Origin of the sequence: Arthrobacter sp. ISL-65, from assembly GCF_018613795.1 — a bacterium.
Taxonomy (GTDB): Bacteria; Actinomycetota; Actinomycetes; order Actinomycetales; family Micrococcaceae; genus Arthrobacter.
Window position 1 is genome coordinate 72,929 of the sequence record NZ_JAGGPN010000004.1, and the last position, 22,221, is coordinate 95,149.

The window sequence follows — 22,221 nt, forward strand, 5'->3', positions numbered from 1 at the left end:
CCGTGGACATCAACTTCGATCAGCCGATCTTCGTCATCTCGGTGGCCGCCGAGCTCGCCGAGATGCACCCGCAGACGCTCCGCCAGTACGACCGGCTGGGCATCGTTTCGCCCAGCCGGGCGCCGGGGAAGTCCCGCCGCTACTCCCAGCGGGACGTGAACCGGCTCCGTGAGGTGCAGCGGCTATCCCATGAGGGCGTCTCGCTCGAGGGGATCAAACGCATCCTGGAGCTCGAAAACCAGGTGGCTGCCCTGCAGCACCGGGTGGCCGAACTGACCGAGGAACTGGCCCGCCGTCGTGAGCCACTGGAATCCCGGATCTTCGCCGCGGGCACCGCCGGCGACGTCGTGAGCCTGGCGCGCGGCCAGCGGCCCCGGCCCCGTTCGCAGGCCGTGGTGGTGTGGCGGCCGCGCGGCGACATCTAGCCAGCTCCCCTGTGTAGCCATTCCCGCTGGCCTTCCCCATTGCCAGAAGCACGTGCAGTGCCAAAAATAGGGTGCAGCGCCGGAATGGGGTCACCAGCCGCAATGCCGCGGTCCCGGCTCCCGGGCAGAAGGGACGCGGGGTCATGACCTACATCAAGGACTTTGACCAGCTGGGACGCAGTGATTTGGACGAGGCAGGCGGCAAGGGTGCCAACCTCGGCGAGCTGGCCCGGGCCGGGTTCCCGGTGCCGCCGGGTTTCGTACTCACCACGCCGGCCTACCAGGACTTCGTCAACGCCAACGGGATCGCCGGCCGCATCCTCGAGCTCGCCGCCCTTCCCGCCGGCGCTTCGAACGACGACTACGAGGCCGCCGCGCGGCAGATCCGCTCCCTGTTCACCGAGAGCACGATGCCCGAGGAGATTGGCGCCGAACTCCGCGCGGCCTACGGCCGGCTGAGCCACCAGGCGGCGGCCCTAGGCGAAGAGACCGGTGCAGAGTCCAGCGGCGACCACGTCGTGCGGGTGGCGGTGCGTTCCTCGGCCACAGCGGAGGACCTCGCCTCGGCCAGCTTCGCCGGCCAGCAGGACACGTACCTGAACGTCGCCGGGCCAGACGCCGTCGCCGCCGCCGTCATCAACTGCTGGGCGTCGCTGTGGAATGCCCGCGCCATGGCGTACCGCGCACGGAACGGCTTTGATCCGTCCAAGGTGCGCCTAGCTGTGGTGATCCAGGAGATGGTCGACGCCGGGGCCGCCGGCGTGCTGTTCACCGCCAACCCAGCCACCGGCCGCCGCGACGAGGTAGTGATCAGCGCCGCCTGGGGGCTGGGTGAATCCGTGGTCAGCGGGGCCGTCACCACGGACGACGTCATAGTGGATGCCCCGACGGGCCGGGTAGGGCAGCGCCGGACAGCGGACAAAGACGTCATGACGGTCTACGACGGAACAGGCACCAAGGAGCAGCCGGTGCCTGAAGGTAAACGCAGAGCGCCCGTGCTCGGGGACGACGCGGCGGCCGTGCTGGCCCGGCAGGGAACGGCCATTGCGCAGCACTTCGGGGTGCCCCAGGACATTGAGTGGGCGCAGGCGGCAGGGGACTTCTTCATCCTGCAGGCCCGTCCCATCACCGCGCTGCCGGAGCCCTCGGCCGAGGCGCCGACTGAATGGCCGCTGCCCTATCCGAACGGGATGTACTTCCGGGCCAGCATCGTCGAGCAGCTGCCGGACCCGTTGTCGCCCCTCTTCGCCGACCTCATCGACGGCGCCGTGGTGCGGTCCCTGAACGCCCTGATGGCCGAGGCTGTTGGCAAGGACGTGGTGCGGCCCGGAGACGTCTCACTGCCCACCATCAACGGGTACGCGTACTACTACTACAACAACGCCGGTATGCGCCGCGTGCTGGGCAAAACGCCGAGGGCCATGCTCGCACTGGTCCAAGGCAAGGCCCACATGGGGATCAAGGGCTGGCGCGACCACTCGCACCCGACGTACCGCGGACTCGTGAAGTTCTGGGCGGCCAAACAGCCAGCAGACCGTCCTGCCCCTGAATTGCTGGCGGGCATTTCTGCGCTGCTGGACGCAGGCGCGGCGTATTACACCGCTGTGCAGTCCATCATCCCCATCGCCGCAACCAGCGAGATCATGTTCCGGAGCTACTACGACAAGCTTGTCCGGCGGCCCGGCGACCCGTCCGCGGAGGTCTTCCTCCTTGGCTACGACAGCGAGCCCATCCGCGCGGAGAAATCCCTGTATGACCTGGCGGGGTGGACCCGCGAAAGGCCGCAGCTTGCCTCGGCCATCACGGAGGGATCAGCGGCCGGCATTGCCGAAGCTCTCCGCAGCGGCACGCCTCCCTCAGGGCCCCGCGGAGGCGCGGGCGTGGATCAGGACCAGTGGGACGAGTGGCGTTCCCGCCTCCAGCGGCACCTGGACCGCTACGGGCACGCCGTCTACAACCTGGACTTCGTCAACCCAGTGCCGGCCGATGACCCCTCCGCCCTCCTCGAGACCCTGAGGTACTTCGTGCGGGGGCAGGGAAAGGATCCGCATGAGCGCCAGCGGCGGTCTGCCGACCGGCGGGAGGAGCAGGGCCGGCTGATCAGCGCCAGGCTGGGGACGCGCCGCCGCGCCGTCTTCCGCAGGTTGCTGCGCTGGGCGCAGAAGGCGGCGCCCGTCCGTGAGGACGCACTGGCCGACGTCGGACTGGCCTGGCCGCTGATGCGCCGAATGTTGCTGGAACTAGGGGAGCGGCTCACGGCCTCGAGCGTCATCGCCGCTCCGTCCGATATCTTCTGGCTACGCGTCGACGAGCTCCGCAACGCCATCGACTTCGGCCTGGCCGCGCCGGGCGCGGCCATCACCGGCACGGACCGGCCCGTGCGGGCAGAGGCCGGTGAGCAGCGCAAGATGCTATGGCGGGGGCAGCGGAAAGCCGCGGCCCCGCAACTGCTGCCCGAAAGCCGCTGGATGGAGCGTGCGTTTGGCAGCATGATGCCCGCACGAACCCAGCAACTGGCGGGGGACGTCATTACCGGTGTCGGCGCCAGCTCCGGACACGTGAGCGCACCGGCCCGGCTGCTGCACGGCCCCGACGACTTTGCCAGCATGCAGCCGGGCGAGGTGCTGGTGGCGCGAATGACCACCCCCGCCTGGACACCGCTGTTTGCGATGGCGGCCGGCGTGGTCACGGACGTTGGCGGCCCACTGAGCCACAGCTCGATCGTCGCCCGGGAGTACGGCATCCCCGCCGTCCTTGGAACGGGCGTGGCCACGCAGCGCGTGTCCAGCGGACAGCAGGTGACGGTCGACGGCGACGCCGGCACCGTCACGCTCGACAGTTCCGGGACCGCCGAGCGTGACGGTGCGCTTGAAGGTACGGGCAACCGGCCAAGTAGGTAGCACTTCAGGGCGTTCCCAAGGCTGGGAACGCCCTGAGCTGCTACCCACTCTTCGTTGTCTCCGAGCCAGCAGTCTCCTACGGCGCCAGCACCCGGATCGGGGAACCGTCCAGCCACGCCGTGACGTCATCGAGCGCGCCGCCAAAGAAGGCCCGGTAACTGGCGTCGGTCACATATCCCAGGTGCGGGGCCAGCAGGGTCCGCGGTGCGTCGAGGAGCCGATGGCCGGCTGGCAACGGCTCCTGGTCGAACACGTCGAGTGCCGCCCCGCGGATCCACCCCTCATGCAGTGCCGTGACCAGCGCCTGCTGGTCCACCAGGGGACCGCGGGCGGTATTCACCAGCACGCCGTCCGGGCCGAGCAGCCGCAGTTCACGTTCACCGACTATTCCCTCCGAACGCGCCGACAGCCGCAGATGCAGGGACACGACGTCGGACTCCCGGAACAACTCGTCTTTGCCGACCTTCCGGGCGCCTGCCGCCGCGGCGGCCTCTTCGGTCAGGTTCTGGCTCCAGGCCAGCACCTCCATCCCGAAGGCCAGGCCGTAGCTGGCGATCCGCTTCCCGATTTTCCCCAGCCCTACAATCCCGAGGGTCTTGCCGGCCAGTTCGAAGCCGACGCCGGTCTGCCAGCGCCCCTCGCGCAGGGCGGCTTCCTCCTGTGTCAGGTCGCGGGCAAACGCCAGCAGCAGCGCCCATGTCAGTTCGGGCGCAGCCGTGGGGGAGCCGCCCGTTCCGCAGACGGTGATCCCCAGCCGTGCAGCTGCCTCCACATCGATCGAGGCATTGGCGGCGCCGGTGGTGACCAGCAGTTTCAGCCGCGGCAGCTGTTCGAGGATCCGGCCGGGAAAGGGCGTTCGCTCCCGCATGGCAACTATGATGCTGGCGTCCTGCAGCGTTTCCACAACCTCCGCTTCAGTGGCGAGGTGCTGGTTGAACACGGTGACGTCCACGCCACGCTGTTCGAGGGAGCCCCAATCGGCGAAGCTGTGGGCCACGCGCTGGTAGTCATCGAGAATCGCGAGCTGCTGCATGCTGTCCTTCTGCCTTAAGACCAAAGAGGCAGGAACCCGCCGGGAGCGGGCCCCTACCTCTTGAGGCTAGTCGAGCGGTGCCTGGTTATGGGACTAGCTGGCCTTGACGGCCAGCACCGGGCAGGATGCCTCCAGCAGGATCTGCTGCGCAGCACTGCCCATGATCAGCTTGCCTACGGGAGTGCGGCGCCGGAGGCCGATCACAATAAGATCAGCCGGGTACTTCTCCGCCGCCTCCAGCACCTCGTTGGCCGCATCGTTGCCGCGCACCGGCTGCAGGACCAGATGCTCAATCCCTTCCCGGTCCAGCCGCTCCGTCAAAGCGGAGATGTCCTCAGCCTGGGCGTAGCGCTTGTCAACGATGGCGTCTCCCCGGGAGGAGTTGATGATGACCAGCCGGCTCTGGCTCTTCTGCGCCTCGGTGATGGCCCGGTCCAGGGCTGCGATGCCCTCGGCCGTGGGGATGTAGCCGACAATGATGCTCACGATTTCTCCTGTCCGTGGTTGGCATGGGTGGCATCCGCGCGGCGGTGGCCTGCCTCAGGCCCCCGATCAGCGGGTGCCTCAACAGCAGGCCCCTCCACGGCAGGCGACTCGACTGAGGGCGCGGCAGCGGGTCCAGCGGCGGGTCCGTCAACAGCAGGTCCGCCGGCCATGACGAGTCCGCCCGTCCGGGGACGCCGGGCGCGCCAGAGCCGTGCCGCCAGCGGCCAGAGGAGTACCAGTGCCACGATGATGTAGACCACGACGGCGATCGGTTCGTTCCAGAGGCCGGACACGTCGCCCGCGCTCAGCTGCAGCGCCTGGCGGAGCTGCTTTTCGAGGCGAGGTCCCAGGATCACGCCGAGGATGAGCGGCAGGACAGGCAGCCCGTAGCGGCGCATCATGAAGCCAAGGGCGCCCAGGACCAGCAGGAGCATCAGGTCGAACGCCTGCAGGTTCACCGAGTAGGCGCCCAGCGTGGCGAAGAAGAGGATGCCGGCGTACAAGTAGGGGCGCGGCAGCCGGAGCAGCTTCGCCCAGACCGGGGCCAGGGGGAGGTTGACAAGCAGCAGCAGGAAGTTGCCGATGAACAAACTGGCGATCAGCGCCCATACCAGCGGACCCTCGTTTTGGAACAGCAGCGGCCCCGGCTGGATGCCGAACTGGGTGAACGCGGCCAGCATGACGGCGGCGGTGGCGTTGGTCGGCAGGCCAAGGGCCAGCATCGGGGTCAGGGTGCCGGCTGCGGCCGCGTTGTTGGCCGCCTCGGGCCCGGCGACGCCTTCGATGGCGCCCTTGCCGAACTCCTCGGGGTGCTTGGAGAGCCGCTTTTCGGTCACATAGGAGAGGAAAGTGGGGATCTCGGCGCCGCCGGCGGGCAGCGCGCCGAAGGGGAAACCGAGGGCAGTGCCGCGCAGCCACGGCTTCCAGGACCGCTTCCAGTCCTCCTTGCCCATCCACGGCCTGCCGACCGGGATGATCTGCAGCGGGGTGCGGCGCAGGTGCGCCGCCACCCACAGGGCTTCACCGACGGCGAAGATCGCCACGGCGATCACAACGACGTCGAGGCCGTCGGAGAGCAGCGGCAAGCCGAAGGTGAGACGGGCCTGGCCGGAGACGAAGTCGAGGCCGACGAGGCCGATTGCCAGACCGAGTCCAAGGGACGCGAAGCCGCGCAGCTTGGACGTGCCCAGGACGGCGGTGACGGCGAGCAGGGCCAGGACCATGATGGCGAAGTAGCTTGGAGCGCCAAGGCTCACGGCGAACTGCACGACGATCGGCGCGAAGACCACAAGGAGCGAGGTGCCGATGGCGCCGGCGACGAACGAGCCGATGGCCGCCGTCGCCAATGCCTGGGCAGCCCTGCCGGCCTTTGCCATCAGGTTGCCCTCGATGGCGGTGATCACCGAGGACGATTCGCCGGGGGTGTTAAGCAGGATCGAGGTGGTGGAACCGCCGAACATGCCGCCGTAGTAGATGCCGGCAAACATAATGAACGCGCTGGTCGGTTCAAGGACGGTGGCCACCGGGAGCAGCAGTGCCACGGTCATGGCCGGGCCGATGCCGGGCAGGACGCCGACGGCGGTGCCCAGGATGACGCCGATCAGGGCGTACAGGAGGTTCATGGGGGTCAGCGCGGTCGCGAACCCGTCCATGAGTGAGGACAGGACGTCCATCTAGAGAATCCCTTCAAGGAGCCCGGCTGGCAGGGCGATGCCCAGGCCGAGGTAGAAGCCGTAGAAGGTCAGGAGCGCCAGTGCCAGGGAGATCAGTCCGTCGCGGACGTAGTGGCGGCTTCCGAGCGCCCAAACGCTGCCCCAGAAGAGCACCGTTCCGGAGATGACCCAGCCGGCCCAGTCGATCAGCAGGATGTTGGCGATGAAGGCGCCAGCCAGAGGTAGGACGGTCTTCCAGTCGCTCGGGTGGGTCAGGTCGACGTCCTCGCCGGCCTCGGCCTCACCGCTTCCGCCCCGGAGAACGTTCACTGCCAGCAATACGGCGCAGATGAGCAGGAGTCCTCCCACGATCATCGGCAGGGCCTTGGGGCCTACCGGATCCGACTGGGAGTACGGCACAACCAGGCGCGCTGCGTCAATGAGGACCAGGGCGCCGACCGCCCCGAGCAGGGCTGCGACACCCAGCTCGGAGCGGCCTTTGAGGCGGGAGGCCAAGGAGGTCACGCCAGGCCGAGCTTCGTCAGGACGTCGGCAACGCGCTTGTCCTGGTCGGTGAGGAAGGACTTGAATTCGTCACCCGTGACGAAGGCGTCGGTCCAGCCGCGCGTCTTCAGCGTCTCCTTCCAGGATGCTGATTCATGCATCTTCTCCAGGGTGGCGATCAGGGCGTCGCGGTCGGCGTCGCTGATGCCGGGAGGGGCCACGATGCCGCGCCAGTTGGTGAAGACCAGGTCGATGTTGGATTCCTTGAGCGTGGGGGCGTCCACTCCCTCAAGCCGGTTCTCGCCGCTGGTTGCCAGGACCCGGATATCGCCGGCCTTGATCTGCTGGATGTATTCACCGGCGCCGGAAGCCGCGAAGCCCAGCTTGTTGCCGATAATGGCCGGAAGCAGGTCGCCGCCACCGTCGTAGGAAACGAAGTTAACCTTCTTGGCGTCGATGCCGACGGCACCGGCGAGCTGCATCGGCAGGAGGTGGTCCGGGCCGCCGGCTGAGGAGCCGCCGCCGACGCTGACCTTGGACGGGTCCTTCTTCCACGCCGTCACCAGATCGTCGATGGTCTTGTACGGCGAGTCCTTGGAGACCATGATGGCGCCGGGCTCTTCGATGAGCCGGGCCAGCGGGGTGGTGTCGGTCAGCTTCGACTGGGACTTGTTGGTGTAGCTTGCGCCGACGACGCCAAGGCCCATGAGCATGGCGAGGTCGCCGTTGCCCTTTTCGTTGACGATGCGGGCCAGGCCAACGGTGCCGCCGGCGCCGGCCAGGTTGAAGACCTCGGGGTTGGTGGCAAGCTTCTCGTCCTCGAGAACCTTCGCCGCGGCGCGCGCCGTGGTGTCGTAGCCGCCGCCGGGCGTGTTCGGCACCATGATGCGAAGCCCGGCAAGGGGTGCGGTGCTTGCTCCGCTCGTGGAGGGGCCGGCGGCAGTCTTGCCGGTTGCTCCGCAGCCGGACGCCATCAGGGCGATGCCTGCGGCTACTGCGGCCACGCGCAGTGCGCTCATTCCGCGCATGTTGTTCCTCTTCTCGTTTTGATCCGTTTGATCGGGTGCTTCCGATGCTAGGGCCGAACGTGACGGGGCTCACGCTTGTGTAAGCAGAGAAAGTTAAGTTCATTTCGTTCACGTTTCCGGCTCCCAACCAAGTTGCCCGCCGAGGCGTCCCGTGCGGGGTTCAGGCGCTGCGGACTAGCGGAACACAGCGCCCAAAGTCCGGTAGCGTGTCCCGTATAGTCACCCCCACCCGCGAACCCACAGGAAGAACAGCAGCACATGACTCGACGGCGAGGAATGTCCCTTGCGGGGCAGTATCTTCGGCTGCAGCTCCTGATTGTGCTGGCCGTGCTGGTGGCCGTGGTGGCGATTTCGCTGGCCCAGTCGGCGGCAGCTTTTGAACGGGTCGAGGGCCGACGGGCGCTTTCTGCTGCGGAGACGCTGGCGGCTACCCCCGCAGTGCGAAGCCTCCTGCCGGATGCCCAGCCGCAAAGCGGATCGGTGCTTCCCTCAGTGTCCGAAGCGGTGCGCACGATTTCGGGGTCCTCCCAGGTTGCGCTGGCCCGGTCCGACCGGACGATGGTGACGTCGTCGGATCCGTCTCTGGTGGGCCACCAGCTGGAACTCGGCGACAGTGCCGTGATGTCCGGGCGGGCATGGACCGGGGTGGTCGGAACCGGGGCAGAGGAGGCCGTGGTGGCCCACGTGCCGGTGCTGGACGACGCCGGCAAGATGGTGGGGATCGCCGTCGTCGGTAGGAGCTACCCCTCGGTGCTCGAGCGGCTGGGCGATGCCGTCCCGAACCTGCTGACCTACCTGGGAGTGGCGAGTGTCCTGGGCGTGGCAGGCTCGCTCCTGCTGGCCCGCCGCGTCAAACGCCAGACGCTGGGTATGGAGCCGGACGAGATCACCGGCCTCGTGGAGAACCGGGAAGCGATGCTGCACGGGCTCAAGGAAGGCGTGGTGGCGCTGGACCCCCAGCAGCGGATCACAGTAGTGAACGACAGTGCGCGGAGCCTGCTGGGTCTGCCGCACGACTGCGTCGGGAAGAACCTGGCCGCTCTAGAGGTGCCGCCGGCGCTGCGCGAAGTCCTCACCCAGGACCAGCCCGGCCCGGACCGGCTGGTCCTGGTGGGGGAAAAGCTGGTGGTCCTGAACCGGATGCCGATGCGCTCGCACGGACGCGTAATTGGCTCCGTCACCACCCTCCGCGACCGGACGGAGCTGGCTTCGCTGGAACGCGAGCTGGGCACGACGCGGACGGCGACGGACACCCTCCGGGCGCAGGCACACGAGTTCGCCAACCAGCTGCACACGATCTCGGGCCTGATCCAGATCGGCGAGTATGACGCCGTCGTCCAGTTCGTCAACGGCACTACGTCGAACCGGACCCGCCTGAACGACGACGTGACCAGCAGGATCGAGGACCCCGCCCTCGCCGCGCTGCTGATTGCCAAATCGAGCCTTGCCGCGGAGCGCGGTGTGTCCCTGCAGCTCGCCGAGGAATCCCGGCTGGGCACGGTGGATGAGGAACTGTCCCGCGACCTGACCACCGTGGTGGGCAACCTGGTGGACAACGCACTCGATGCGGTCACCAACACCGCCGAAGCGAACGTCGAGGTACTGATCGGAGAGAACGACGGCGGCGTGCGGGTTGACGTCCGGGACTCGGGGCCGGGGGTCCCGGTGGAGGTCATGGACGACATTTTCAGGCAGGGGTTCAGTACCAAGAATTCGCCTGACGGCGGCCGCGGCTACGGCCTGGCGCTCGCCAGGGTGGTTTGCCAGCGGCGCGGCGGCCGGCTCGCCGTGCGGAACGACCGCGGTGCGGTGTTTACGGCACTGCTGAGGCGCAAAACTGCCGATGCTTAGGGAGGAGCGGCCTTGATCAAGGTACTTATCGTCGACGACGACTTCATGGTGGCCAAAGTCCACGCGGGCTTTATCCAGCGTACGCCGGGGTTTGCCGTCGTCGGGGTGGCACACACCGGCGCGCAGGCGGTGCTGGAGACCGAACGGCTGCAGCCGGACTTGGTGCTGCTGGACATCCACCTGCCCGACGTCAACGGCCTGGACCTGATGCACCAGTTGCGTGAAGTGGCGCCCGAGCTGGACGTGCTGGTGATCAGCGCCGCGCGTGAGGTGGAGACGGTGCGGAAGGCCCTCCGCGGCGGGATCGTGCACTACCTGATCAAGCCGTTTTCCCAGACCGACCTGCAGGAGCGGCTGGAGCACTACCGCACCACTTACCAGAGCCTCGATTCGTCCAAAGATGTGGCGGAGCAGTCGGACGTCAACCGCGTTTTCGGGCTGGAACGCGCGGACCGGCCGCTGCCGAAGGGCTGCAGCGCCGAGACGCTCCAGGTGGTGGAGAAGGCGCTGCGCGCCGGTGGCGGCGACGTGTCGGCCGCAGAACTGGCTGTGCAGGTGGGGACGTCGCGCGTCAGTGCGCGCCGCTACCTGGAGTACCTCAACGACGAGGGGCTGGTGGACGTGACACTCAAGTACGGCGTCGGACGCCCCGAGCGGAGGTACGTGTGGAAGGCGGGGTGAACGGCCCGCTGTTCAGGGCTGTGTCTAGGGTGTTCAGGGCTGCGCCCTGACGGCTTCGATGCCCTGCAGTGCGCTCACGGTGACCGCGTCCATGTCCGCCGTGCCGTCGACGCTGACCAGGAGGCTGCGCCGGCCGTAGCGGGCGATGACGGGTTCCGTTTCCCGCCGGTACAGTTCCAGCCGGTGGCGGATGACGTCCTCAGTGTCATCGCTCCGCCCCTCGGCCTGGGAGCGGAGCAGCAGCCGCCGGACGATCTCGTCGTCGTCGGCGGTGATTTCCACCACGGCATCGAGCCTGGTCCCGGTGGCGTCCAGGATGCCGTCGAGGTCGTCCATCTGGCTCACGGTGCGCGGGAAACCGTCCAGGAGGAAGCCGTTCCTCGCGTCCCGTTCCTGCAGCCGGTCCCGCAGCATGGCGGTGGTGAGATTATCCGGGACGAGGTTGCCGGCGTCGAGGAATTCCTTGATTTCCCGGCCCAAGGGCGAACCGTTGGCCAGATGGCTGCGGAACATGTCGCCGGTGGAAATCTCCGGGATGTGCAGCTGCCCGCTGAGCCGGTGGGCCTGGGTGCCCTTGCCTGAGCCGGGCGGGCCGATGAGCAGGATGTGGGTCATGCTTTTGGTCCGATCTGCCGAGAAAGCACGCTAGGGCCATTCTTCCGCCCGCCCGCTCCGCCTGCAATGGGTGGGTGCTCATGTGCCGGGTGTTCCCAAGGGCGGTGGCGGCTCCTACGCTGGGACCCACCATCAAGGAGCTCATTATGACCATGCCGAGACCCTCATGACCACGCTGCCGGACCGGCCCCACACCGCCCTGATGGTGCTTGACATGCAGAAGGGGGTGGTGGCCGAAGCGCACCAGCGGGACGCCGTGGTGTCCAACATCGCCGCACTGGTGGACAGGGCACGCGAAGCCGGGGTTCCGGTCGTCTGGGTCCAGCATTCCGATGACCGGCTGGAGAAGGGGAGCGAGGCCTGGGAGTATGTGCCCGAACTGGGGTGCCGCGAGCAGGAACCGGTGGTGCACAAGTCATTCAGCGACGCCTTTGATGACACCGGGCTGGAGCAGGTGCTGGCCGCCGCGGCGGTGGGCCGGCTGGTGGTCGCCGGGGCTCAGACGGACGAATGCATCAGGTCCACAATCCACGGGGCGTTCGTCCGCGGCTACGACGTGACGCTGGTCAGCGACGCCCACACCACCGAGGACCTGACCGAATGGGGCGCCCCACCGCCGGACCAGGTCATTGCCTTCACGAACCTCTACTGGAAATACCACGAAGGGCCGGGCCGGACCGCCGCCGTGGAAGAGACCAAGGACGTCACCTTCAGCGGCTGAACCGGACTGAGCCGGCCCGAGCGGGGGTGGTGCCGGACTGAGCCGGGGGGGTGCCGGTGCCGGATGCCGGGTGGCGGACCGGTGCCGGTGCCGGATGCCGGTCAGGTGCCGGGTGCCGGCAATATGCCGGCGGCGCGCTCCTCCAGAAGCTCCCGCGTGCGCTGGTTCCTGGCCAGTCCGGCCGCCGTCATGAACTCGGAGCGCGCCTCCCCGGCCCTCCCGAGCCGGACCAGCAGTTCCCCGCGGACGCTGGGCAGCAGGTGCGTTCCGCGCAGCGCCCCTGCGGAGGCGAGGCCGTCCACGATGGCCAGCGCGGCCGCCGGTCCGGTGGCCATGGATACCGCGACTGCCCTGTTCAGTTCCACCACGGGGCTGGGAGCGATCCTGCCCAGCGCCTCATAGAGCAGCACGATCCGCTGCCAGTCAGTGTCATCGACGCTGGGTGCCATCGAGTGGCATTCGGCAATGGCGGCCTGCAGCGAGTAGTTGCCGCGGCCCCGTCCCAGCGCGTCGCAGCGGCGCAGGGCGGCACGGCCCCGGCCGATCTGCGCCCGGTCCCACCGGGTCCGGTCCTGGTCCGCCAGCAGGACCGGAGACCCGTCCGGTGTGGTGCGGGCGGCGAAGCGGGACGCCTGGAACTCCATCAGGGCCACCAGCCCGTGGGCCTCGGGTTCGCGGGGGACCAGCCCGGCCAGCATGCGCCCGATCCGCAGGGCCTCGCGCGCCAGGTCGGGCCTGATCCATGCATCTCCTGTGGTGGCGGCGTACCCTTCCGTGAACATGAGATAGACGACGCCGAGGACAGCTCCCAGCCGGGCCCCCCACTCGTTGGGCTCGGGAACCTCGAAGGGCACCCGGGCCGCCGCGAGCGTTTTCTTCGCCCGCACTATGCGCTGCTGCGCGGTGGCGACGGGAACCAGGAACAGCCGTGCAATCTCCTCGGTGGTGAGGCCGCCCACCACCCGCAGCGTCAGGGCCATCTGGGCCTCCCGGGAGAGGACGGGGTGGCACGCGGTGAACACGAGCCTGAGCACGTCGTCCTCCAGCGGAACCCAGGCCACGCCGTCGTCGTCTTCCATGTCCCGGGCAATGGCCCGGTACCGCTCCTCCAGCCGCTCGGACCGTCGCCACGCGTCGATGGCCTTGCGCTTGGCGACGGCGGTGAGCCAGGCGGCAGGATTATCAGGAGTTCCGGATTCCGGCCATTGGACCAAGGCCTCGGCCAGGGCTTCCTGGGCCAGGTCCTCGGCGAAACCAACGTCCCGGGTGGCGCGGGCGAGGACCGCGACGATGTGGGCGCCCTCGATGCGCCACAGGGCATCAAGCCGCCGCCGTATGGCGGCCCCCGCCTGTTGGTTCACCGACTCCTCGCTCACCGCCTCCTCCATTCCTGCCGGGCCTTCACCCGGATCCCGCCGTTGTCCGCCTGCCTGCTCAGGGCTGGTTCAGCTCCTGGCGCCACACCGCTTCCTTCTGGATGTACTCGTTGTCCGCGAAGTCAGCGAAGTCGTCCGCTTCAGCTATCCGGCGGACCTCAAGCTTCGATCCTGGACCAAGCGGGCAGCGGCTGGCCCACTCCTTCGCCTCTTCCTTGGAGGCCACCTGGACAATCCAAAAGCCGTTGAACAGCTCATGCGTTTCGCCGTATGGGCCATCCGTCACCACCGGCGGTTCCTCATCAAAGTTGACCACGAAGGCCGAGCCTTCGGACAGGTCGGTCAGGCCCTCGCCGGCGAGCATGACGCCAGCCTTGATGAGCTGTTCGTTGTAGGCGCCCATCTGGTTGAGGATCTCCTCGAACGGAACCTGCTTCGACGCTTCGATGGCTTCGTCCGTGGCGCGCATGATGAACATGTACTTCATGGTCTTCTCCTTGCCTTGACGTGGACGCCGTGTGCGTCCGTCTACTATCCCGTCGAACGGGTCTTGCAGAAATCGACAGGCTGGCCTGGATTTTTTTGGCTGGCCGGGTTTTGCAGCGCGGGACGGGTTCAGGCCGCAGTTCAGGCAGTGCCGAAGGGGTTGTCGATGGCGAACTTCCAACCCTCGCGTCCTTTGCGCAGGACGTCGGCCGTCCTGCCTTGGAGGTCCACATCGCTGCCGTCGGCCGCAGTGCCCTTGATGGTCCATTCGGCGATGGCGAGGGCAATATCGCCGAGGACGTAGACATGGCGAGTGGTCATCCTGATGGGCAGTCCCGCCTGCAGGAATCCCATCATCGCGTTGACGCTGTCCTCGCCGGTTGTGGGCACTCCCGGCTGGGGAACAAACACCGCATCCGGCTCGAAGAACTCAAGCATTCCGTCAACGTCCCTGGCATTGAAGCGCGCGGCCCACGCCATGTGCAGCGCATGCGGATCGGGTATTCCCACGGTGCCCTCCCCAGGACTCCTGCCGGTCTGAGGTGGGCAATCTATCAGCAGCCGGGTGCGGAAGCTAGAGGGAAACTGCGCGCTCCCGGACAGCGACTGCTAGCCGCGCCGGCGGACCTCAATCTGGCCCCCGTTCACCCTGGCTTCATAGCTTGGCTGGGGCGTGGTTGCCGGCCCGCGGACTATGTGGCCGTCCTCAAGCCGGAACGTGCTGCCGTGCCAGGGGCAGGCAACGCAGCCGTCGGTGATCTCTCCCTCCTCGAGCGGACCTCCCATGTGGCTGCACACGCTGTCCAGGGCCAGGATCCGGGACCCGGAGCGGTACAGCAGAACCGAGACTTTGCCCGCGTCCATTTTCCGGGACTCCCCGTCCAACAGTTCGGACTCCGCCAGTACGCGCTTCCACTCCCGGGGGCCCGTCCTGCCTGCTGTCTTGTTGACGTTGACCGCGTTGCCGTAGCTGAGGTGGCCGCCGAGGAAGCCGCCAAACATCAGGACGCCGAAACCGGCCAGCCCAAAAGCCTTACCGACGGTCCGGCTGCCGGAAGCCCGCGCGACGGCCGAGGACGAGAACAGGCACAGCGCCGTTCCGTTGGCGACCGCGTGGACCAGCCCCACCCGCCGTGACTTTCCCTGCGTGTCGGACCAGTCGTTGAGGCCGGCGGCTGCGGTTGGAATGGCCGTTGCTATTCCCACGGCAACCAGGATGTCCGCGGCCGGCTCGGAGGCGGGCCCTCCCACCGTGTCCAGGACAGTTGCCATGCTCCAGGCGCCGATGGGGAAGTCTGTCAGTACGGGGTGCAGTGGATGGCCCAGCGGCGTGCCGCTGAGGGTGTTGCGGACCGGCCGCGGCTGTACAGCTTTCCCAACGGCCTTGGAGATGGCGGACGCCACCCCGTCCAGCCGGTCGAAGTGTTCAATGGCATCAACTAACGCGTGCAACGGGTTCAAGGGCTACTCCTTCGGCCTGGCGGTCAGGACAGGTGGTGCACCAGTCTGCATCGCCGGGGACACGATGACAAGGTGCCGGCAGGCCAGTCTCCGGTAACGTACCTTCACATGCCGCTGTCTTCCCCCCGAATATCCCGCGACCCCGCTGCCTCCGTTTCCGAGGGGCTGGTAAGGCCGGTCATGGCGGGCATCGTGACGGCGCTTGTCGGCTTCACTTCGACCTTCGCCGTGGTCCTCTCCGGCCTCCGTGCCGTGGGGGCGAACCCGCAGCAGGCGTCGAGCGGCCTCCTGGCCCTCTGCCTGGTGGTGGGCGCCGGCGTCGTGCTCCTGGCCTGGCGGAGCCGGATCCCGGTGACCCTGGCCTGGTCAACGCCGGGGGCCGCCCTGCTGGCCGTCGCGGGAGTTCCCGACGGCGGGTGGCCGGCCGCCGTCGGCGCCTTTCTGGTGACCGGGGTTCTGATCGCTGTGACCGGGCTCGTCCGCCCTTTGGGGCGGTTGATCAGCAGCATCCCGACACCCCTGGCGCAAGCAATGCTGGCCGGGGTTCTCCTGCCGTTGTGCCTTGCCCCGGTGGAGGGCCTGCAGAGCGCTCCGCTGCTGGTGGTACCGGTGCTGCTCTGCTGGCTGGTGCTGTCACGGTTCGCGCCCCGCTGGTCGGTTCCCGGCGCGCTGGCCGTCGCGCTCGCCGGCATTGTGGTCCAGTTGGTTGTTGAAGGACGGGCCGTGCCGGCGGCGGGCCTGCTGCCGGCGATGGAGTGGACCATGCCGTCCTGGTCCTTGGGCGCGGTGGCTGGCATCGCCCTGCCGCTATACATCGTCACCATGGCGTCCCAGAATGTGCCTGGGGTGGCAGTGCTGGGGTCCTTCGGTTACCAGGCGCCGTGGCGGGCCTCCATGCTGGTCACCGGTGCCGGCACGCTGCTGGCCGCGCCGTTCGGCGGCCACGCCGTCAACCTTGCCGCGCTCAGCGCTGCGCTGGCAGCCGGGGAGGAAGCAGGCGCAGACCGCGGTCGGCGCTGGGTGGCAGGTTTCGTATCGGGTCTGGCCTACCTGCTCCTGGGAGCTTTCTCCGCCGGGCTCGCCGCCGTCGTGGTTGCGGCTCCTCCGGGGGTGCTGGAAGCCGTCGCCGGACTCGCGCTGTTGGGCACACTCGCGGGGTCTGCCGCCTCGGCGCTGGCAGAGCCGGGCGAGCGGACGGGCGCCGTGGTGACCTTCCTCGTGGCCGCTTCGGGGCTGAGCTTCATGGGCATCGGGGCAGCGTTCTGGGCCCTGCTGGCGGGGCTCCTGGTCCGCGAGGTCCTCAAGGTCCGGAACAGGCCGCAGGGCAAAACTGCGGGTTAGTTGCTGGCCACCCGCTGTGTTCTGTGTTCGGCGGCCGGGTAGACACCAAGGATCCACACCTCGGTGGTGAAGAAGTCGAGTTCCTCCAGGGCGCGGCTGAGGGGCAGGTCCTCGGGGTGGCCTTCGACATCTGCCATGAACATGGTCGCGGCAAACTCGTTGCCCACCATGTAGCTTTCCAGCCGGGTCATGTTCACGCCGTTCGTGGCGAAGCCGCCCAGGGCCTTGTAGAGCGCAGACGGAACGTTCCGGACACGGAACACGAAGCTGGTGACCGCCGGTCCGGGCAACGCTTCCCGGGCCGGCAGTTCCGTCTCCCGGGCCAGGACCACAAAGCGGGTGGTGTTGGAGGGGTCGTCCTCGACCGCCGAGGCCAGAACTTCAAGGCCGTAGAGCTCGGCAGCCAGCGGCGGCGCGAGGGACAGCTTGGTGGGATCGTTCCACTCGCGCACCTCGCGGGCTGACCCGGCGGTATCGCCGGCGATCACAGGTTTGAGGCCGGCCTCGCGGATCAGCTTCCGGCACTGGCCCAGGGCGTGGATGTGGCTGTGAACCTCGGTGGCCGCCTCGATGGTGCTGCCCGGGATGCCGAGCAGGTCGAAGTGGATGGGCAGGAAGAACTCTCCCACGATCCGCAGGCCCGAGTGCGGCAGTAACAGGTGGATGTCCGCCACCCGGCCCGCAATGGAGTTCTCGATCGGGATCATGGCCAGATCCGTCTCGCCGCTGGACACCAGCTCGAAGGCGTCCTCGAAGCTGGCGCACGGAACGCTCTCCAGCCCCGGGAACATCTGCTTGCAGGCAATATCTGAGTTGGCGCCGGGCTCACCCTGGAACGCAATTTTCTGGGCCATGCTCCGTATGATGTCACGCCCGGCGCCGGCTAATCCAAACGGCGCTGCTCACCTCTTCGCGTAGTCAGTAAACCCCTGCCAGTCGATTACCACGCAGGCTTCATCGCCAACGGTCCAGGCATCATGTCCGGGCTGCATGATGGCGAAATCGCCCGGCCCGTACTCCATCTCCTCGCCGTCGTCCATGACCACCTTCATCCGGCCGGAGATGAAGTATCCCATGTGGGCAGCCTGGCAACTTTCCGTTTGCGCGATCGGTTTCACGTGCTCCGACCACCGCCAGCCCGGCTCGAACGTGGCCCTGCCAACGCCGCCGCCCTCCAGGTTCACTAGTTGGAGCTGGCCCTTGCCGCCCTCAAACGGCCGGGTTTCCTCTGGGGAGTCGAAACTCTTGCGGATTAGACCTGGCATCTTGACCTCCTGTTGTAGATATTCCTGTTGTGGGGATGAAGGCTTGGATCGCAGATGCTGCTGCCTGTTATGCCACGTTCTAGGCCCGGCCGGCCCGCATGTCAATAACGGGAAATATAGGTCTAGGTACGGGCGAGCCGCTCGATGTCCTCCCTGAATTCATTGACCATGGCTTCGGTAACTGTGGCCTTGGTCTGACTGACAGCCTTGAGGTAGCTTTCCGTGGTCAGCGAGTCCTCGGCAGGCCGTCCGGCGCCTTCCGGTGCATCCCGTACTGCGCATTGCAACGCGCGCTGTGAGGCCTTCCGCGCCGCGAATTCGATGTCTGCGGGGGAGAAGCGTTCCGTTTGCCGGGCCAGGGCCTGAACATTCACGTGCCGGGCGGCTGCCTCCGGAATGTACTTGGTCCAGATGGCTTCCCGGGCCGCGGGATCGGGCAGCCCTATCGGAATCACGTAGTCGAACCGCCCATGCCGCAGGAACGCGGTGTCCAAAGCCCGGATGAAGTTTGTGGCACAGATAAGGATCCGGCCTTCCTGCTCACGGAAGGCGGGAATGATCTTCAGCAGTTCATTCGTAACCCCCTGAAGGGGCGAGGGCGGCTTCCCGCCACGCTGGGCCGCAATCTCCTCCACCTCATCGATGAAGACAACGGCATGGTCGAGGTGCGAGATGTCCTGGAAGGTCTGTCGCAGCGCTGCGGCCAGGCCCCGCGGGTCGGAGGCGAGGCGGGAAGGGGAGACCTCGACGAACGGCCATTCCAGCCGGGAAGCCACTGCCTTCGCAAAGGTGGTCTTCCCGGTCCCCGGCGGGCCGAACAGCATGACGGCGCGCGGCGGAACGACGCCGAGTGAGGCGGCGAGATCGGTCCTCGCGAGGGGGAGAATCAGCCGCTGCTCAATGAGTTCCTTCTCCTTGTGCATGCCGGCCATCGACTCCCACAGCCCGCGGGGCAGAACGCGGCCGCCCAGCTGGCTCAATGGTCCTATCTCCTGGCGCTGGACCGGGACCACGCGTTCAAAATACAGGAGGCCGTCCTCGACACCGTATTTGCTGTTTGAGAAGGCCTTGACGGGCGATTCGGTTGAGCGCACCAGCGCGGATATCCTCAGCACTCCGCGGGCCATGAGCCGTGACTCCAGACCGGTAAGAAGTGCGCTGCCCAGACCCTGGTCACGCCAGTCCGCAGCCTGGGCGAGCATGATCACCCAGGCGCGGTCCTCTTCGATGGTGGCAGCGGCGGCCCCGATCAGCCGGTCCCCGGCGACCGCGACGACGGCCTGCTGGTCCGTGCAGGCGGAAAGGACCTCGGAGAGGCTGTAGACCGCAGGCTTGCCCGTATTCCGGGACTCCTGCCAGACCTCTACCAGTTGGTCCAGGTCCTCGGGGTGGAACTCGCGGAGACGCCAGGGTTTCATATGCGCTGCCCCGGGTGCAGGGGCCGGGACTGGAGGGCCATCAGTCGGTCTCCGGCCCGTCGCAGTAAAAGCAGTAGGCGGCGTCGTCGCAGACGTCATCTACTTCGGCATCTTTGCGTGGATTCGTACGGTAAGCAGTTGCGGTGCTGGTCATGGCAGTCTCGTTCTCTTCTGGGGGGCCGACACCAAAAGTATGAGCCCGGAAATCACATAAGATAAAGCGATCTTTTCCACGTAATACGAGTTAGAAAAACTGTTTCTTCAAACCCTGCAGCCAACCGGCAGGTAGCGAAGAGTTACGGGGCCTGTGCGCCCTGGTCAAGCAACCGGCGGAGGGTCCTCAGGGCTGCGAGGGCGCGGCGGCTAACCAGGGCGGGGGAAATTCCGAACTGCATTGCCACCTCGGCGACCGTAAGCCGCCCGTAATGCAAGGCCAGCAGGACGTCCCGCTGCTCCATGTCGAGCATCATCAGGGCCTCGCTGACGCGGGAGCCCGCCGGCTCGCTCTGGGCATTGACCATGGAGACAACTTACGTCGCGGCCTTCGAGATTTCCTAGGGGGGCACCCCCGGATTGGGCAGCATCACGCGCCCTACTGGGCGGCGTCGAACCCCGCGAGCAGCCGCCGGGTGGCAGTCTGCATGTGTGAACGCATGGTCGCGGTGACGGCAGCGGGATCGTGGGCTTCGAGGGCGGTGAAGATTTCGCGGTGTTCCTTCAGCGCCGCGGCCGCATGGCCTTCATCGGTCAGTGCCCGGTCCACCCAAATGCGGAGCAGCGAGCGGATGCTTTGCAGCAGCTCGCGGAGCACCTGGTTGCCCGAACTGACAGCGATCTCCCGGTGGAACGCGGCGTCTGCCTCGACGAAGGCGGCCAGGTCCTCGAGGTTGTCTTCCATTGTCTGCAGGTTGGTGCGCATGCGGTCCAGCGCCGCATCGTCGATGCGTTCAGCCGCCAGCTGCGCGGCCTGCACCTCGAGCCCGCTCCTAAGCTCCACCAGCTCGCGGGTGCGGGGGGCGCCCAGCATGAGGCCCCAGCTCAGGGTCCGGGGCAGCAGCTCCGAGACGCCGTCCCGCAGATACGTGCCGGAGCCCGGCCGCACGATCACGATGCCCAGGATCTCCAGGGCTGCCAATGCTTCGCGGACTGCGGACCGGCCAACGCCGAGGGATGCGGCAAGCGTCCGTTCGGCAGGAAGCCTGGTGCCGGCCGCTATGTCTCCGCTGGTGAAGTAGGCAAGCAGGCGCTCCGCGACCTCGGACACCACCGACCCGTGTTCCATGGGGCCAAGGGCGGCGCTGATCTTGGCCGTGGCGGCTGCGGAGTTGGCGGACATCTTCAAAGGGTAGCAACCGGCTGACCAATTTCGGGGGCTCCCCGGCAAGCGCTCAAGAAATCCGTCAACCGGTTGACCAATTTGCTTTACCGGTCGTATGGTTGATCTCACAACGCGTAGCCAATGCCGGTCTCCTGCCGGCGGAGGGCATTGAGACAACCCCCAAGCATCCAGAGCAGGACGCGGCCGGGGATACCAATATCTAGGAGTCAATGTGGACACCACACAATCGGTGGTCGAAAGATCTGCAATCAGGAAAGTGGCAATCCGGCTGGTGCCGTTCGTCGCTTTGATGTTCTTCATCAACTACCTGGACCGCACGGCCATCTCCTTTGCTGGCCCCAACGGCATGAACACGGACCTCGCCCTCTCTGCGGCACAGTTCGGCTTCGCTTCCGGCGTCTTCTTCATCGGCTACATCCTGCTCGAGGTCCCCAGCAACCTGGCCCTGCACAAGTTCGGCGCCCGGCGCTGGCTGGCCCGCATCATGGTCAGCTGGGGCATCGTTTCGCTCCTGTTCACCTGGGTTGGGAACGTTGAGCAGCTGTACATCCTGCGCTTCATCCTCGGTGTGGCCGAGGCCGGCTTCTTTCCGGGTGCCATCCTCTTCCTGAGCCTTTGGGTTCCGGCCCGGCACCGCAGCAAGATCCTTGCCCTCTTCTACCTGGCCCAGCCGCTGACCACCGTCATAGGTGCCCCGCTCGCCGGCCTCCTCATCCAGCAGCACGGCCTCTTCGGCCTCGCAGGCTGGCGGGTCATGTTCTTCGGCGTTGCCGTCCCCGCGATCATCATCGGCATCATTGCCTGGTTCTACCTGGCAGACTCCCCGGCGAAGGCCAAGTGGCTCACCGCCGAAGAAAAGACCTGGCTGACCGGTGCACTGGAGAAGGAAAAGAAGGAAACCGCTGCCAGCAACAAGCACGTCAGCGTCCGCACCGTCTTCGGCAACGGCCGCGTCTGGATGCTCTCCGCAATCTACTTCGGCTTCATCTACGGCCTGTACGCCCTCGGCTTCTTCCTGCCCACCATCATCGCGGGCTTTGAAGGCATCTACGGCACCAAGTTCGATGTCTTCCAGAAGGGCCTGATCACCGCGATCCCGTACCTGCCGGCCGCCTTTGCGCTGTACTTCTGGTCCAAGGACGCCACCAAGCGCGGCGTCAAGACCTGGCACATCGCCGTTCCGGCCCTCATCGGCGGCCTGAGCATCCCCCTGGCCCTGTTCGCAGGTTCGCCGGCAGCCACCATCGCCGTCATCACCGTCACGGCCATGTCCATCTTCGCGGCACTGCCCAACTTCTGGACCGTTCCCACGCAGTTCCTCACCGGCGCAGCCGCCGCTGCCGGCATCGCCCTGATCAACACGGTCGGCAACCTGGCAGGCTTCAGCGCCGGCTACGTCACCGGCTGGCTGAAGGACCTGACCGGAAACTACACGGTGCCGATGTTCGTCGTCGGCGGCTTCATGCTCCTGTCCTGCATCCTCATGGTGGCCCTGAGCCGCTCGGGCAAAATCAGCGAGGGAGTGCCCGCCGAGGCGCTGGATCCCGCCGGCGCCGGACACCACTCCGAGCCCTAGCAAGCCAGATGCCCAAAGCCGGTTGCGCCCTCCGCCAAGGAGGGCGCAACCACACCAGACCGA

Annotated in this window: 22 protein-coding genes; 7 read left to right on the forward strand and 15 right to left on the reverse strand. The window is 67.2% G+C overall.

Annotated elements, in window-relative coordinates; genetic code table 11:
* Positions 1-2 precede the first annotated feature (2 nt).
* Both J7I85_RS01185 and J7I85_RS01190 read left to right on the forward strand, forming a co-directional pair.
* Positions 3-425 (forward strand): heat shock protein transcriptional repressor HspR, encoded by a 423-nt coding sequence (locus J7I85_RS01185; protein WP_214845576.1) that lies wholly within the window; start codon positions 3-5, stop codon positions 423-425.
* Between the two features lie 143 nt (positions 426-568).
* Positions 569-3,325, forward strand: a complete 2,757-nt coding sequence (locus J7I85_RS01190; RefSeq protein ID WP_214845578.1) for a PEP/pyruvate-binding domain-containing protein — start codon at positions 569-571, stop codon at positions 3,323-3,325.
* A gap of 76 nt (positions 3,326-3,401) precedes the next feature.
* On the opposite strand, the gene J7I85_RS01195 is transcribed toward J7I85_RS01190, so the two are convergent.
* The 5 genes from J7I85_RS01195 to J7I85_RS01215 form a co-directional block, all read right to left on the reverse strand.
* Positions 3,402-4,358: a D-2-hydroxyacid dehydrogenase family protein gene (locus tag J7I85_RS01195; RefSeq protein WP_214845579.1), complete on the reverse strand. Its 957-nt coding sequence runs from the start codon at positions 4,356-4,358 to the stop codon at positions 3,402-3,404.
* Positions 4,359-4,451: 93 nt separating this feature from the next.
* Positions 4,452-4,844, reverse strand: coding sequence for a universal stress protein (locus J7I85_RS01200; protein WP_214845586.1), 393 nt, complete (start codon positions 4,842-4,844; stop codon positions 4,452-4,454).
* The gene (locus J7I85_RS01205; RefSeq protein ID WP_214845588.1) at positions 4,841-6,517 is read right to left on the reverse strand and encodes a tripartite tricarboxylate transporter permease; all 1,677 of its coding nucleotides are present in this window, start codon (positions 6,515-6,517) and stop codon (positions 4,841-4,843) included. Before J7I85_RS01205 ends, J7I85_RS01200 begins: the two co-directional genes overlap by 4 nt.
* On the reverse strand, positions 6,518-7,021 hold the full coding sequence (locus J7I85_RS01210; RefSeq protein ID WP_214845590.1) for a tripartite tricarboxylate transporter TctB family protein: 504 nt from the start codon (positions 7,019-7,021) through the stop codon (positions 6,518-6,520). It lies immediately after the preceding gene.
* The gene (locus tag J7I85_RS01215; protein ID WP_214845592.1) at positions 7,018-8,028 is read right to left on the reverse strand and encodes a tripartite tricarboxylate transporter substrate binding protein; all 1,011 of its coding nucleotides are present in this window, start codon (positions 8,026-8,028) and stop codon (positions 7,018-7,020) included. Before J7I85_RS01215 ends, J7I85_RS01210 begins: the two co-directional genes overlap by 4 nt.
* A gap of 276 nt (positions 8,029-8,304) precedes the next feature.
* Here J7I85_RS01215 and J7I85_RS01220 point away from each other — a divergent pair, with 276 nt between their 5' ends.
* Both J7I85_RS01220 and J7I85_RS01225 read left to right on the forward strand, forming a co-directional pair.
* Positions 8,305-9,879, forward strand: a complete 1,575-nt coding sequence (locus J7I85_RS01220; protein ID WP_214845814.1) for a sensor histidine kinase — start codon at positions 8,305-8,307, stop codon at positions 9,877-9,879.
* A 12-nt stretch (positions 9,880-9,891) separates the two neighbouring features.
* Entirely contained in the window at positions 9,892-10,560 is a 669-nt protein-coding gene (locus J7I85_RS01225) for a response regulator (RefSeq protein WP_214845594.1), read from the forward strand.
* A gap of 33 nt (positions 10,561-10,593) precedes the next feature.
* Here J7I85_RS01225 and J7I85_RS01230 read toward each other — a convergent pair whose 3' ends face one another.
* Complete coding sequence (locus J7I85_RS01230) at positions 10,594-11,175, reverse strand: adenylate kinase (RefSeq protein WP_214845596.1); 582 nt, start codon at positions 11,173-11,175, stop codon at positions 10,594-10,596.
* Positions 11,176-11,341: 166 nt separating this feature from the next.
* Between J7I85_RS01230 and J7I85_RS01235 the strand changes: the two genes are divergently transcribed.
* A complete protein-coding gene (locus J7I85_RS01235; RefSeq protein ID WP_214845598.1) occupies positions 11,342-11,896 on the forward strand; it encodes a cysteine hydrolase family protein in 555 nt (184 codons plus the stop codon).
* A 101-nt stretch (positions 11,897-11,997) separates the two neighbouring features.
* Here the strand turns inward: J7I85_RS01235 and J7I85_RS01240 are convergent, their stop codons facing one another.
* The 4 genes from J7I85_RS01240 to J7I85_RS01255 all read right to left on the reverse strand — a co-directional run bounded on the left by J7I85_RS01240 (position 11,998) and on the right by J7I85_RS01255 (position 15,219).
* Entirely contained in the window at positions 11,998-13,284 is a 1,287-nt protein-coding gene (locus J7I85_RS01240; RefSeq protein ID WP_214845600.1) for an RNA polymerase sigma factor, read from the reverse strand.
* 46 nt (positions 13,285-13,330) lie between these two features.
* Positions 13,331-13,759 (reverse strand): YciI family protein, encoded by a 429-nt coding sequence (locus tag J7I85_RS01245; protein ID WP_214845602.1) that lies wholly within the window; start codon positions 13,757-13,759, stop codon positions 13,331-13,333.
* A gap of 140 nt (positions 13,760-13,899) precedes the next feature.
* Positions 13,900-14,268 (reverse strand): SgcJ/EcaC family oxidoreductase, encoded by a 369-nt coding sequence (locus tag J7I85_RS01250; RefSeq protein ID WP_308159353.1) that lies wholly within the window; start codon positions 14,266-14,268, stop codon positions 13,900-13,902.
* 99 nt (positions 14,269-14,367) lie between these two features.
* Positions 14,368-15,219, reverse strand: a complete 852-nt coding sequence (locus J7I85_RS01255; protein WP_214845604.1) for a Rieske (2Fe-2S) protein — start codon at positions 15,217-15,219, stop codon at positions 14,368-14,370.
* Between the two features lie 108 nt (positions 15,220-15,327).
* Here J7I85_RS01255 and J7I85_RS01260 point away from each other — a divergent pair, with 108 nt between their 5' ends.
* Positions 15,328-16,560: a benzoate/H(+) symporter BenE family transporter gene (locus tag J7I85_RS01260; protein ID WP_374102417.1), complete on the forward strand. Its 1,233-nt coding sequence runs from the start codon at positions 15,328-15,330 to the stop codon at positions 16,558-16,560.
* Here J7I85_RS01260 and J7I85_RS01265 read toward each other — a convergent pair.
* From J7I85_RS01265 to J7I85_RS01285, 5 genes are all read right to left on the reverse strand, one after another.
* Positions 16,557-17,414 (reverse strand): prephenate dehydratase, encoded by an 858-nt coding sequence (locus J7I85_RS01265; protein ID WP_214845606.1) that lies wholly within the window; start codon positions 17,412-17,414, stop codon positions 16,557-16,559. The genes J7I85_RS01260 and J7I85_RS01265 overlap by 4 nt on opposite strands.
* A gap of 48 nt (positions 17,415-17,462) precedes the next feature.
* On the reverse strand, positions 17,463-17,825 hold the full coding sequence (locus J7I85_RS01270; RefSeq protein ID WP_214845608.1) for a cupin domain-containing protein: 363 nt from the start codon (positions 17,823-17,825) through the stop codon (positions 17,463-17,465).
* Positions 17,826-17,947: 122 nt separating this feature from the next.
* Positions 17,948-19,243, reverse strand: coding sequence for an ATP-binding protein (locus J7I85_RS01275; RefSeq protein WP_214845610.1), 1,296 nt, complete (start codon positions 19,241-19,243; stop codon positions 17,948-17,950).
* A gap of 296 nt (positions 19,244-19,539) precedes the next feature.
* The gene (locus tag J7I85_RS01280; protein ID WP_214845612.1) at positions 19,540-19,764 is read right to left on the reverse strand and encodes a sigma factor-like helix-turn-helix DNA-binding protein; all 225 of its coding nucleotides are present in this window, start codon (positions 19,762-19,764) and stop codon (positions 19,540-19,542) included.
* A 71-nt stretch (positions 19,765-19,835) separates the two neighbouring features.
* Positions 19,836-20,579, reverse strand: a complete 744-nt coding sequence (locus J7I85_RS01285; protein WP_214845614.1) for a FadR/GntR family transcriptional regulator — start codon at positions 20,577-20,579, stop codon at positions 19,836-19,838.
* A 214-nt stretch (positions 20,580-20,793) separates the two neighbouring features.
* Here J7I85_RS01285 and J7I85_RS01290 point away from each other — a divergent pair, with 214 nt between their 5' ends.
* A complete protein-coding gene (locus tag J7I85_RS01290; RefSeq protein WP_214845616.1) occupies positions 20,794-22,158 on the forward strand; it encodes an MFS transporter in 1,365 nt (454 codons plus the stop codon).
* The last annotated feature ends 63 nt before the right edge of the window (positions 22,159-22,221 follow it).

Coding starts and splice junctions, on each gene's coding strand:
- J7I85_RS01190 (WP_214845578.1), top strand. CDS start 569: ATGACCTACATCAAGGACTTTGACCAGCTGGGACGCAGTGATTTGGAC.
- J7I85_RS01195 (WP_214845579.1), bottom strand. CDS start 4,358: ATGCAGCAGCTCGCGATTCTCGATGACTACCAGCGCGTGGCCCACAGC.
- J7I85_RS01205 (WP_214845588.1), bottom strand. CDS start 6,517: ATGGACGTCCTGTCCTCACTCATGGACGGGTTCGCGACCGCGCTGACC.
- J7I85_RS01215 (WP_214845592.1), bottom strand. CDS start 8,028: ATGCGCGGAATGAGCGCACTGCGCGTGGCCGCAGTAGCCGCAGGCATC.
- J7I85_RS01220 (WP_214845814.1), top strand. CDS start 8,305: ATGTCCCTTGCGGGGCAGTATCTTCGGCTGCAGCTCCTGATTGTGCTG.
- J7I85_RS01230 (WP_214845596.1), bottom strand. CDS start 11,175: ATGACCCACATCCTGCTCATCGGCCCGCCCGGCTCAGGCAAGGGCACC.
- J7I85_RS01235 (WP_214845598.1), top strand. CDS start 11,342: ATGACCACGCTGCCGGACCGGCCCCACACCGCCCTGATGGTGCTTGAC.
- J7I85_RS01240 (WP_214845600.1), bottom strand. CDS start 13,284: ATGGAGGAGGCGGTGAGCGAGGAGTCGGTGAACCAACAGGCGGGGGCC.
- J7I85_RS01245 (WP_214845602.1), bottom strand. CDS start 13,759: ATGAAGTACATGTTCATCATGCGCGCCACGGACGAAGCCATCGAAGCG.
- J7I85_RS01260 (WP_374102417.1), top strand. CDS start 15,328: ATGCCGCTGTCTTCCCCCCGAATATCCCGCGACCCCGCTGCCTCCGTT.
- J7I85_RS01265 (WP_214845606.1), bottom strand. CDS start 17,414: ATGGCCCAGAAAATTGCGTTCCAGGGTGAGCCCGGCGCCAACTCAGAT.
- J7I85_RS01270 (WP_214845608.1), bottom strand. CDS start 17,825: ATGCCAGGTCTAATCCGCAAGAGTTTCGACTCCCCAGAGGAAACCCGG.
- J7I85_RS01275 (WP_214845610.1), bottom strand. CDS start 19,243: ATGAAACCCTGGCGTCTCCGCGAGTTCCACCCCGAGGACCTGGACCAA.
- J7I85_RS01280 (WP_214845612.1), bottom strand. CDS start 19,764: ATGGTCAATGCCCAGAGCGAGCCGGCGGGCTCCCGCGTCAGCGAGGCC.
- J7I85_RS01285 (WP_214845614.1), bottom strand. CDS start 20,579: ATGTCCGCCAACTCCGCAGCCGCCACGGCCAAGATCAGCGCCGCCCTT.